Here is a 12,250-nt window from a genome sequence, read left to right as displayed (position 1 = left end):
GGTGACCGAACACCTCCCGGGACACTCGACATCCTGTCCCCCGGATCACAAGGTGTCCCCGATTGAGCTGCCACCACCTCTGCCAGCCTCGGCAACCGCACATCGTGACCGATTCTTCTGACCCAGCCTCATCAGTGCATTGATGTCGAGGCTTTCCCGTTTCTACTCTCGCTGTCCCGTCTCGGTGGTGGGATGAGTGCCGGAGGCGTTCCTAGACCAAGCCGAAGCAGTCGGCCAGAGTCGTAACGATCCGCAGTGCAAAGATGCAACTCAGAACGATGAACGGCGTCGACTCCCCGCACTGCTCCATCTCGAATTGGAGAACGTGATATGCAACAGGAACCAGCAACTGACGCTGGCGGCCTCCGCCAGACTGAAATGACCGACGACACTCACCGCGTGTCCAAGAAAGACGTTCGGACAGCGGTGTCATCGTCGACAATCGGCACGACCATCGAATGGTACGACTTCTTCCTCTACGGCACGGCTGCAGGTCTAGTATTCGACCGTCTGTACTTCCCGACCGGTGACAGCACTATCGGGCTGCTGCTATCTTACGGAACTTTCGCTGTGGGCTTCTTGGCCCGCCCGTTGGGGGGATTGGTCTTCGGCCACCTGGGCGACCGGATAGGGCGCAAGAGGACTCTAGTAACGACCATGTACATTATGGGCATCGCTACGTTCCTGATCGGCGCGATTCCCACGTACGAGCAGATCGGAATTTGGGCGCCCATCACGCTCATCCTCTTGCGGATCGCTCAAGGAATCGCGATCGGCGGCGAGTGGGGAGGCGCAGTGCTGTTGAGCGTTGAGTACGCGCCTAAGACCAGACGAGGATTCTTCGGCAGTTTTCCTCAGATGGGTCTCGCCTTTGGCCTCTTGTTGGGCACAGGCGCGTTCACACTCCTTAACGTGTTTATGTCGGATGAAGCATTCCTCGCGTGGGGGTGGCGCATTGCCTTCTTCGTCAGCATTCTGCTGGTCGTTGTGGGAGTCTATCTTCGTTCGAAAATTGCAGAGACTCCCAGTTTCCGTGCCGCGCAGAAAAAAGTGGATAGCGTAGAACGCAAAATCCCTCTTGCCGAGTTGCTCAAAGACCGACTGTCGCGTCGGCATTTGCTGCTAGGAATGGGGACTCGCTACGCCGAGGGTGTCGCATATAATCTTTTGGCAGTATTCATTATTGCATTCGCGACAGGCACTGTCGGATTTTCGCAACTTGAGGTTTTGTTATCTCTCATGATCTCAGCAGTCATTTTGGCGATCTTTATACCTGTGTGGGGTCGAGTTTCGGACGCAATTCCGCGTCGTGTGGTTTTCGGCAGCGGAGCATTGGCACTTGTCGCGATCGTATATCCGGCCTTCTGGGCTATTCAAACGGGTTCATGGCTGGCGCTTACCGCAGTACTAGTCGTTGCTCTTGGCGTTGTCTATCCACTGATGTATGGTCCGATGGCGGCATTCTATGCCGAGCTTTTCCCACCCGCGACCCGGTACACGGGGATTTCAATTGTCTATCAGGTTTCTGGAATCATCGCTTCCGGCATGACCCCATTTATCCTTACATGGTTCGTTGGTGGATTTGGCCTCAATGCTGCATTGGCCTATGTAGTCTTCTCCTGTGCCGTAACTCTCGCCTGTACATGGTTGATCCGCGACCGTGATATTCGTGCCGTCGGTGTTACGGAAAATGATGTGACAGTCGATGAATCGAGACAAGAATCGAATCTGGACGGCGGCAGGGGACACGCTGGATGAGTAATTGTGATGCGGTGACAGATAGCCACACGCATTGTACTTACTGTCTACTCTCTACTGGGCACAGGGGCGCCGACAGATCAACCAGTGATCTGTATGAGTTTGAGAACGGTAACGGTGCTTAGGCAAAAATCGATACAGGATCTAACGAAAAGCGACCCTAGCGAGAATGGAATGGAACCAATGTCTGAACTCAAATGTAACCGACTATTTGCGGGATTCCGAGCGCCACGAGAGATCATCTTCGGTACAGGTCAGCGCCATAGTCTTCCAAAAATCCTCAATACTCTCGGGACCCGAGTCTTCTTCTGCGTTGATCCTTCGATGGTCACGCACCCGGAAGTGAGCACACTGATGAACAACGTTGCCGACAGCGGCATTGAAGTAGAGGTATTCAGTGACGTCTCACCCGAGCTGCCAATAGAAGACATCGCTGCTGCTGTGTCGGCCGCCAAGAGGCATTCGACAGATGCGGTAGTGGCAATTGGCGGAGGTTCGAGTATTGACCTGGCGAAACTTGTCTCGTGTCTGCTCGCCCACCCAGGGGACGTCAAACAGTACTTCGGAGAGTTCGCAGTCCCAGGACCTATTCTCCCGATCGTGGCTATTCCAACGACAGCCGGAACAGGTTCAGAGGTCACCCCTGTCGCTGTGCTGACAGACACAGAGCAAGGCGTGAAGGCAGGAGTTTCGAGTCCCTATCTAATTCCTACAGTGGCACTCTGCGACCCCGAACTGACACTCACCTGTCCGCCCTCGGTAACCGCGGCTTCCGGTGCCGATGCACTCACCCACTGCATAGAGTCATACACCGCCGTCAGGAGAGACAGCCATCCCGATCTCTTGGCAAGCCGCGTAGCTATAGGGCAAAGCAAGCTCACAAACTCTTTGGCCCTTGAAGGAATTCAGTCCATCAGCGACGGGCTCCTGGGAGCTTATCGGGAACCGGATTCGCTGCATGCGCGCACACAAGTGATGTACGGCGCGCTCCTAGGTGGACTGGCTTTTGGCACTGCGGGCAACGCCGCCGCTCATGCTCTTCAGTACCCCGTCGGAGCTGCGACACGCACACCACACGGGGTCGGAACCGGACTGCTCATGCCATACGTGATGGAGTTCAACTGTCAGGCTCGAATTCCGGAATACGCAGAGATTGCTCGGATCATCGGAAGAAGTGTCATTGCGGACGACATCTTGTCGGCAAGTGTCTCACAAGCGGATCATGCGCTTATCCTCGCTGCCAGCAACGGAACGAGCGCAGGCGGAAACCAAGAAGAACAACTAGCGGCCGCAGCACCCCGTCTCGTACAGCTGTATCTGTCGGGAATAGAAATTCCGAGCGCTCTGAGCCAGATCGGCTTCGATCCCGCCACGATTGGGTCGGCTGCAGAGAAGGGGGTCGCCTCCAAGCGGCTCTGCGACAACAATCCCATCTTGCTCGACACTTCAGGAGCAGAGTCAATTCTGCAAGCTGCAATGATTGGTCGTTTGTCTCTGGGGTGAGATTACCCGTCGCGATGTAGAAACCTTTAATGGCGGTTCTCGTGGAACTACGCAGAAGTGGGCTCCGTTTCCACGCGGAATCGTGTTGCGAAAAGCTGTCGTTCGCGTAGCAATTCGCTGCTCACACCCCGAGGAACTCGCGCATCGCCGGCAACTCGCGGCGTGACTGAGACAGCCCCATGCGATGAGCCGCGGCGAGGCGCGAGAGATCTCGGGTGCCGTTGTCAACCGGCATCCGTTCCGGAGCAAAGACGTGAGCCCGCCCCTCGGCTTCGAGAGCAAAGATGCGGTCACGCGTTTCGTTGTAGCGCTTCCATCGGGTGAGCAGCGCCTCGCCCACCGCCGGGTACCGACGAAAGATGCTTCGGTAGATGGCGGGAAAACGCTGCGGTACCTTCCGGTATGAGCGCTCCTGTGTGAGGACGATGACGAATTTTTCGAAGCCTTCGCGCTGGGCCTGGCTCAACGCGATTCCGCCATCTTCGCCCATCGCGCCGTCGACGTAGACGTGTCCGTTCAGGTGGACCGGAGGCATGAGACCCGGCATCGTCGAGGAGGCACGGACGCGAACCATGAGATCTTCGATGTGGGGTGTGTCCTTGCGCGACCACACGACGTCCTCACCTGTCACTGCGTCAAACGCGATGATTCGCATGTCGGCAGAACTCGACTGGAAAGACGCCCAATCAAAGGGCAGGGCCTCTTCGGGACCGCCGGCCTCCTGGTAGATGTACTCCGCGTTGAACATGCCCTGCCCGCGGGCAAAGTAACGCAGACCGCCGAATTGCTCATCCGCAGCAAAGTCGACAAATGATCTGCGCGCCCGACGTGCGTCACCGGACAGATAGTTCACCGCATTCGACGCTCCGGCGCTGATCCCTGCGACCCAGTCGAAGTCCAGACCGGCGCCAAGCAACGTGACGACCATCCCGCTTGTCAGAGACGCTCGCATACCGCCGCCTTCGAAGATAAGTGCGGTGTCGCTGATGCGCGCCGTTCCTGTCGTGTGGTCTGTGTCCGTCATGTCGATCATCCTAGCGAGTGCCATTCCGCTTGCAGTGCACCGCCGTCACTCCACGACTATGGGAACAAACCAGCCACACGGTGTCAGGCCGCCTTGGATTACCCCAGGCCTTCCCACACCATCCGCTGTCGCAGCGCCGGTGCCAGCACCATCGCCGCTATGACGCTGCCGACCAGCAGCACCCAGGCTCCGAAGTACGTGAACAGCTTGAGCTCGGGCGCCAGCGGCGGACCGAAGTCGGCCGCCATGAGGATCACTCCCCCAAGGATGAGGGCCGTGGACACAATCACTTGGATGAACTGTTCAACCGTGGACTTGAGCAGCCCCTTGATCATCGAAATATTCAGGCCGCTCGTGCCGACGTCGAGGGTACCGTCCTGCAGGTGGCCGGCGATGCGTGAGAGCTGCCCGGGCAGCTCTGCGATCTGCGGGCCGACGGCGGCCGCGTAGAGTGCCGTCTCCTGCAGATCGACTCCCAGCCCTCCGACCTCACGCAGAAGGCTGCGTCCGTTCTGCGTCACGAGAGTGAGCAGGTTGAGCTCGGGGTTGAGCTTCGTGATCGACCCCTCGAGAGTGCTGATCGCCCGGAAGGCAGTGGCGACCGAAGCGGGCATGGGGAAACCGAAGTCGACGACGAAGTCGATGAGCTCCCCGAACAGGGCCGCCGAGGTCGAGCCCGGCAGGCCGTCACCGTATTTGAGCAGGATCTGACCGATCTCGCGCTGCAGCTCCCGAAGATTGATGTCACTGGGTGTGCCGAGGAGGTCGAGTATTGCGGCCGTCGCCGCTTGCGAGTTCTGCGAGTCGAAGGCCATGAGCAGCAAGGCAATGGCACGGCGGTCTCGTTTGTCGATGCGCCCGACGGCCCCAAAGTCGACGAGGCCGGCTCTCCCTGCTGGTGAAATGACAATGTTGCCCGGGTGCAGGTCGGCGTGGAAGATGCCCTTGCCCAGCACCTGCCGGACGACCATGAGGAAGAGATCCTGAGCGATCTCGTTTCTGGCCAGCTCCGAAAGATTCTCGATAACCTCGGTGGCATGTGAGAGCGGAACACCCTCGATGAGGTCCATGACGATGACGTACTCACCGGAGTACTCCTTGTACACCCGTGGGATGCGCACCATGGAGTCCGTCCCCGAGGTGGATCGGCCCGTCTCGTCGGCTGTGCGCAAAGCCTCGATGTGGGACAACTCCCCGCGGTAGTCGAGTTCTCCCTGCAGGGAATCGACGAAGCTGCGGGCAAGCTTCCCAATGCCGACCCTGCTCGCCCAATCGGTGGAGCGTTCGAGGCGATCGGCCAGGGTGAGGACGATATCGCAGTCGGCTCTGACCTGTTTACGAATCTTCGGCCTCTGCACCTTCACGGCGACGACACGACCGTCCCAGGTGACGGCTCGGTGGACCTGTGCGACCGAAGCGGCAGCGAAGGGGACCTCGTCGAACTCTGCGAACACCTCGGCGACGGGCCTGCCCCACTGTGCTTCGAGCTGGCCCTTGACCTCACTGAACGGCACCGGCGGTACACCCGCCTGCAAAGTAGAGAACTCTTCGACGAATTCGTGCGGGATCATGTCACCACGGGTGGCGATGAACTGGCCGAGCTTGATGAAGGTGACGCCAGCAGCGGCGAGCGCGTCACGCGTGGTCGACGCGACCTCGCGCAGGGACACTCGCAAGGTCGGAATCCGGGGCTTGAGGTAGCGGGAGAGTCCGAACTGGATGAGGATCTTCTGGATCTGGGCCAGGCGATTGAGCCTGCGATACCAGGTGGGGATCTTCGGCGCCGACCGCAGCAGCGAACTCAGCGATCCTGTCGGTAGAACGAGCTCGATGGCCAGGAGCACGAACATTTGGATGACGATGAACCAGGCGAACAGCAGGAGAAAGACCATGATCGCCGGGAAGCTCATGTCGAGGGTCGGATACTGCCCGCCCTCTGCGATACCCAGAAGACGATACGCCTGGAGGGTGATCGGCCAGATCGAGAGCCCCATGGCGAGGGAAACGATGGTATTGCGAGCTGCACCCGTGCCGGTGAACATCATTCGCCGGACGAGGAAGCCGACGATAAGTGCGCTGAGGACGCCCAGCCCGATGGAATAGAGGATCGTCACCCGTCAAGCCCTTCTGTCGTTCGATCAGATACGCAGAGCGGCGCTGGCGTGCGCCGTGTCCAGCCTAGTTGAACCTGTGGCCATCCGACTCGATTTTGGCAGACTCATGGAGTTCTGTGATCTCGGCACTCGGCGAGGAAGGGCTCTCAATAGATACCCAACAACTTGCTGCTCGCTAATCCTCGCTGAGAAGTGCGTATGCACATGTCAGGTCGGTAGCCAGATGATTGATCAGCCCCGACTCCGCAACGGCCCTCACCGCAGCCGCCTTGTCCTCACCTCCGGAAATCGCCAAGCGATTCGAGATCTTCCGCATCTGCGCCAGCGAAAGACCCACCACACGCCTGTCCAGATCATTGCGGACGGCACTGCCAGCGGAATCAAAGAACCGTGCGGAAATATCGCCCACTGCCGTCGAACGAGCGATTTCATCGAGGTCGGACGGACTGACCTGTTGGCGGAAGACCGGCGCAACCTTGCTAGCCGCACCCACACCGACAATGAGGAGGTCCGCCTGGGCCGCTTCTTCAAGTACAGCGGCACAGCCAGCTCTATCCATCAGTGCCTCATAGACTCGGGAGTCCGCAGCAATCAACGGTGCCGGAAGCTGAAAACTCTGGCCCCCCGTTGCAGCCGCCACAGTTGCTACCAGCTCCTGCGGATTCGATCCACTCGCTCGACCGGCACGACCTCCTGCCAAGGGGAATATCTCCAACTCGGCGGCTGAGAACTTCGGCAGGCATTTCGAGCTCACGCTCACAGCAGCACTGAGACCGATAACCACCCGAGTCGCTTGGTCAAGCAACGTTTGCATTGCCTCTGCACCAGTGACCCCCAGCACCCGATTGTCTGCTGACTGCCCGCCCGAATCGCCTGGTTCAATCGGAGGAGACACCCAGACACGCTTCAGCCCGAACCGATCGGCCAAGGCTCTTTCGACTTCATAGAAGGGGCGTTCATCAGAATGGACGGTGATCTCAACAATGCCGGTCTGACGAGCTTCTGCCAACAATCGTGTGACCTTGACTCGAGAAAGGTCGTAAAGCTTGGCGATCTCCTGATGAGTGAGACCATTTTCGAAATGCAGTCGAGCCACTCGACCGACTGTGCGCCTATCGCTCATCGCCACCCACTCCTTCGTGATAGTTCGGTCACGGTCTTGACTTTATGCCGACAGTGCCTATTCTACCCTTACGAATGTTCATTGACGTGAACAAATGTTCACACTCAAAGGAGAGACAATGTCCGAACCCACGAATTCAGCACAGACCGGCAGATTCTCTAATTTCCTCACCAAACAAGGGATATCGGCCAAACTTGCCTGGGGTTTCGTCGCGCTGATGCTCTTCATGGTCGGCGACGGAATCGAACTCAGCTTCCTCTCGAACTATCTCACTGATCGAGGATTCGGGGCCGGCAGCATCGCCACCCTTTTCTCCGTCTACGGACTTATAGTCGCTGTTGCAGCCTGGTTGGCCGGGGCACTGGCCGAGTCATGGGGGCCACGTCGAGTGATGATCATCGGCGGTGTCATCTGGATCGCCCTTGAGGTCGTCTTCCTCGTTGGAGGAGTCATCCCAGGGAACTACACGATCATGCTCCTCGCCTATGCGGTCAGAGCTATCGGGTATCCCTTCTTCGCTTACGGGTTTCTGGTGTGGGTCACCATGGAGACTTCGAATGAAGTCATGGGCAAAGCAGTCGGCTGGTACTGGTTCTTCAACGCCATGGGCCTCGGTGTCATCAGCGGCTATTTCGTGTCGGCCGTCGTTGAACCGTTCGGCGCACTCGGCACACTGTGGTCTGCAATCGTCTTCGTGATTGTCGCTACCGTCATGGTGGCGGTCCTCGTCAAGGCTCAGAAGGGTTCCCGCCGACCTACCAAGAAAGAGACCGTGGACGGTCTGGTCAAGTCAGTGACGATCATGGCCGAAAGGCCAAAAGTCGCTGTCGGAGGCGTATTACGACTGATCAACACCATGTCGTACTATTCGTTCGCCGTGTTCCTCAACGTTTACATGGTGCAGACTATCGGGTTCAGCCAGTCCGAATGGTCATCGATCTGGGGAACGATGCTCTTTGCAAATGTCCTCGCCAACCTCGTCTCCGGTTATGCATCAGACATCTTCGGGCGACTCAATGTCATTGCTTGGGGCGGAGGCTTGGCCACAGCCATCACCATTCTCGGCTTCTACTATGTTCCGCAAAGCGTCGGCGCGAACTACTGGATTGTCATGATCATCGGCATTATCTACGGACTGGCCTTGGGAATGTATGTTCCACTCTCTGCTGTTGTCCCTCTCCTCGCCAAAGAGCACAAAGCTGCGGCAGTCGCCGTCCTCAATCTCGGTGCTGGAGCTTCAAACTTCGTTGGGCCGGTGATTGCAGGACTCGTGCCCGTCATGGGAGTTGCACCTGTCATCTGGGTACTGGCAGGAATCTATATCGTCGGACTGTTCCTCACCTATTTGCTGCGTGCACCTGGTATCGAACCAGAGAAGATCGAAGCTCGCCGAAGGTCACGAACAGACAAGCAGGCTGAAGTCAGCAGTGCATCTGCGACCAAGGAGAATTGAGCGAATTGAAGACACCGGCTGTATTGGGAATCGATGCTGGCACCACAGCGGTGAAGTCCGTGGTCATATCGACCGCTGGGCAAGTGCTCGGGTCTGCACGGACAGAGTTGTCAGTTCAACGCCCAACACACACGACCGCAGAGCAGGACATGATCGACGTTTGGGCGGCTGTCTGTCGTACAACGAACTCCGCCCTCAGCCGATCTGATTCTGCCGAAATCATTGCTGTTTCCATTACGGGCCAGGGCGATGGGGCTTGGCTCGTCGACGAAGAGGGTTGTCCGACTGGCCCGGCGCTGCTCTGGTTGGACGGGCGCGCCGGTGACAGAGTAGACCAATGGCAAATGGATGGACGTGCCGATGCTGTGCGGAGGGTCACCGGATCTGCCCTATTTCCAGGGGCGTTGCCAGTTCTGCTGGAAGAGATAGAGGAGGCGGACCCGGAGAGAGTTCAGTCGTCCGCATTTCATCTCAATTGCAAGGACTGGATTCGATATCAGCTGACTGGCGAGATCGCCACGGATCCGACGGAGGCTAGCCGAACGTATCTCGATGTCAGTTCGGGCGTCTACTCCAGGGAACTGATCGACGAGCTTGGTCATGAACGATTCAGGCGGCTCCTTCCTCCGGTAGTTCCGTCAACCGATATCGCCGGCACGGTCACCGCTGAAGCATCGTCGGTCACAGGAATTCCAGTGGGCCTTCCTGTCGTAGTCGGAATGGTGGACACACCTTTGGGCGGCGTCGGGCTCGGGGCGGCGAAGCCGGGACAAGGGTATGCCATCATCGGCACGACCAGTTTCGTCGGTGCCCTTCACAACCAGAGGACAGCCGCAAACAACCAACCGGTCATTACTCTTTCATTTGACGGCCACGGCAAGGTACTCGAGTGTTTTGCGCCGATGAACGGAACTCCTAATCTCGACTGGGCACGATCTTCATTGAGTCTGTCCGATCTGTCCTGGGCTGAGGTGGAGGATCTTGCGAACACGGCTCAGCCTGGCGCCGGAGGTGTGATCTATCTGCCGTATACGAGTACCAGTGGAGAGCGGGCACCTTTCGTCGATACAGCTGCCTCCGCAAGCTGGGTGAACCTCTCTGTAAGCACAACAGTCGCCGAGATGATCCGCGCCGTGTACGAAGGTCTGGCGCAGTCGCTGCGCGAATGCATGGACGAACTCGGCCTCGAATCCTCAGCCGTCATCCGTCTGAGTGGGGGCGGCGCACAGTCAGACACCATCTGCCAGATCCTCGCCGATGTCTCCGGTCGGGTGATCGAACGGTCCGATGACATCGAACTCGGTGCGCGTGGATGTGCTGCTCTGGCTCTAGTTGCACTAGGCAATGTCGGCAGCGTCGACGCGGCGATGGAACGACTCGCCACGCCTGTACGCCGGTTCGATCCGAACGAAGAAAGGTATGCCCTCCATACAACGCAAGCGACGATATTCCGGCAAGTTCGAGAGGCGTTGCGACCACAATGGCGCGGACTACGGCAACTCCGAGCTGACTCACAATGAAGCGTCCAAACATCTGCCGCTTTGACCCGACAATCTACTCGATCTCATTCATAACCCGTTTGGAAGGACCCCATGAGCATGAAACCCCACCTCGTCATCACGGCAGCATTCGATCCCGTCCGAGTCGACGAGCTCCGCAAAGATTTCACTGTTCACGAAGTCGAGCCGTCAATCGCTGGTGAGTCCCTGAGCACCCGCGGGATAGACGAACTTCTGTCCACTGCGGAAGTGGTCATCACCGAGCTCGACGAAGTCGATGAAGAGACGTTGACCAAGATGCCCGCGTTGCGCGCCGTAGTTTCTTGCCGAGCGAACCCGGTCAATGTCGACATTGCAGCATGCACTACCAGGAATATTCCTGTACTCACCACCCCAGCCAGAAATGCAGAAGTGACAGCCGACCTCGCATTCACACTCCTGCTGATGACAGTGCGCCACACTAGCCAAGCCGAGCGCTGGCTGCGTAGGGGCAACTGGAGCTCCGACGATGTATTCGCGCCCTACTCGCTGTTCCGAGGAATTCAACTCGCTGGAAGAACTCTCGGAATTCTGGGAGGAGGCGCAGTCGGCCGAGGTGTGCTCAGACGTGCTCGAGGCTTTGGAATGGACGTCATCGTCTACGATCCGTTCCTTCCTGACGACGCGTTTGGCGATGAAGCTCGAATCGCTCCGCTCGACGAGGTTCTCTCCAGTTCCGATGTCATCTCTCTCCATGTCCCTCTCATGAAGGACACTGTCGGCCTCCTCGGAGTTCGCGAGCTGTCGCTTATCCGGCCCCACGCTTATCTCATCAATGCCGCCCGTGCCGCACTGATCGATGAAGGCGCGCTTGTGAACGCAGTGGACAATCGTGAGCTGGCAGGGGTTGGCCTCGACGTCTTCTGGCAGGAGCCAGTGCAGTCCGATCATCGGCTGTTCGAATCAGACCTCGTCACGATGACTCCGCACATCGCTGGGGCCTCCGATGACGTCATCAAAGAGCACTCGCGGATCGCCACCGAAGGACTTCTGGAATGGCTGAAGGGTTTGAAACCCACGACTGTGAAGAATCCGGAAGTCTTCTCAGATTGAGTTCGACAAACTCACTTATAGGAAAAGGAATGTGAACATATGAACGATCAATTGCATGAGCTCGTCGCCGAACTCTGCCAAGTTGGTCAGGACGCCGTACAGAAGGGGCTCGCCCTCGCCAGCGGAGGAAATCTGTCTGCACGGGTGCCAGGCTCAGACGAATTTGCGGTGACCGGAGCCGGCACCTTCCTCGACCGCCTTACGGTCGATTCGTTTGCGGTCGTCGATCTGAAGGACAGTACGGCCGTGGATTCCTCAAGCACCCGGCCATCGTCGGAGTGGAAACTTCACCACCGCACGTATACAGCGAGACCAGACGTCAATTGCATCATTCATCTCCATCCGCAATTTGCGGTGCTGCTTGACGCGCTCGGCCACAACATTCGCCTGTTCACACTTGACCACGCCTTCTATGTGAAATCGATCGGGCGAACAGACTTCTACCCCAACGGTTCCGACGAACTAGCAGATACTGCTGCCGCACAGGCCAGTGAGCATAACTGCATCGTCATGGGCAATCACGGCTCTTCTGCCATCGGGCCGAGCATCGAAATGGCTTACCGAAGGGCGGTGAATATGGAGCAGGCGGCAGAGGCCACCTATCGTGCGCTTCTACTCGGCGACACCAAAAGCGAATTTCCCCGCGATCAGTGGGAGAAGCTCCACCACGCATGATTGATCACC

The 12,250-nt window shown here is 58.1% G+C and carries 9 protein-coding genes; 6 read left to right on the top strand and 3 right to left on the bottom strand.

Translation table 11 applies throughout. The features are described 5' to 3' along the window. Positions 1 to 399 precede the first annotated feature (399 nt). Positions 400 to 1,758: an MFS transporter gene (locus FO013_RS11100; RefSeq protein WP_222103605.1), complete on the top strand. Its 1,359-nt coding sequence runs from the start codon at positions 400 to 402 to the stop codon at positions 1,756 to 1,758. A gap of 96 nt (positions 1,759 to 1,854) precedes the next feature. Then, entirely contained in the window at positions 1,855 to 3,261 is a 1,407-nt protein-coding gene (locus tag FO013_RS11095; RefSeq protein ID WP_143922595.1) for an iron-containing alcohol dehydrogenase, read from the top strand. A 121-nt stretch (positions 3,262 to 3,382) separates the two neighbouring features. On the opposite strand, the gene FO013_RS11090 is transcribed toward FO013_RS11095, so the two are convergent. From FO013_RS11090 to FO013_RS11080, 3 genes are all read right to left on the bottom strand, one after another. Beyond that, the gene (locus FO013_RS11090; protein ID WP_143922594.1) at positions 3,383 to 4,285 is read right to left on the bottom strand and encodes a patatin-like phospholipase family protein; all 903 of its coding nucleotides are present in this window, start codon (positions 4,283 to 4,285) and stop codon (positions 3,383 to 3,385) included. 98 nt (positions 4,286 to 4,383) lie between these two features. Beyond that, positions 4,384 to 6,399 carry an ABC1 kinase family protein gene (locus FO013_RS11085; RefSeq protein WP_143922593.1) on the bottom strand — a complete coding sequence of 672 codons (2,016 nt, stop codon included), beginning with the start codon at positions 6,397 to 6,399 and terminating at the stop codon, positions 4,384 to 4,386. Between the two features lie 175 nt (positions 6,400 to 6,574). Continuing rightward, positions 6,575 to 7,522 (bottom strand): sugar-binding transcriptional regulator, encoded by a 948-nt coding sequence (locus tag FO013_RS11080; RefSeq protein WP_143922592.1) that lies wholly within the window; start codon positions 7,520 to 7,522, stop codon positions 6,575 to 6,577. 118 nt (positions 7,523 to 7,640) lie between these two features. Between FO013_RS11080 and FO013_RS11075 the strand changes: the two genes are divergently transcribed. The 4 genes from FO013_RS11075 to FO013_RS11060 all read left to right on the top strand — a co-directional run bounded on the left by FO013_RS11075 (position 7,641) and on the right by FO013_RS11060 (position 12,241). Further along, complete coding sequence (locus FO013_RS11075; RefSeq protein ID WP_143922591.1) at positions 7,641 to 8,975, top strand: MFS transporter; 1,335 nt, start codon at positions 7,641 to 7,643, stop codon at positions 8,973 to 8,975. Then, positions 8,972 to 10,495 (top strand): FGGY-family carbohydrate kinase, encoded by a 1,524-nt coding sequence (locus FO013_RS11070; protein WP_186293057.1) that lies wholly within the window; start codon positions 8,972 to 8,974, stop codon positions 10,493 to 10,495. Before FO013_RS11075 ends, FO013_RS11070 begins: the two co-directional genes overlap by 4 nt. Positions 10,496 to 10,567: 72 nt before the next feature. Further along, a complete protein-coding gene (locus FO013_RS11065) occupies positions 10,568 to 11,566 on the top strand; it encodes an NAD(P)-dependent oxidoreductase (RefSeq protein ID WP_143922589.1) in 999 nt (332 codons plus the stop codon). A 39-nt stretch (positions 11,567 to 11,605) separates the two neighbouring features. Continuing rightward, the gene (locus FO013_RS11060; RefSeq protein ID WP_143922588.1) at positions 11,606 to 12,241 is read left to right on the top strand and encodes a class II aldolase/adducin family protein; all 636 of its coding nucleotides are present in this window, start codon (positions 11,606 to 11,608) and stop codon (positions 12,239 to 12,241) included. The last annotated feature ends 9 nt before the right edge of the window (positions 12,242 to 12,250 follow it).

It is taken from the genome of Brevibacterium aurantiacum (assembly GCF_007558825.1).
Classification (GTDB): Bacteria; Actinomycetota; Actinomycetes; order Actinomycetales; family Brevibacteriaceae; genus Brevibacterium; species Brevibacterium aurantiacum_A.
Note: the sequence above shows the minus strand (reverse complement) of the source record. Positions and strands in the feature narration are given on the sequence as shown.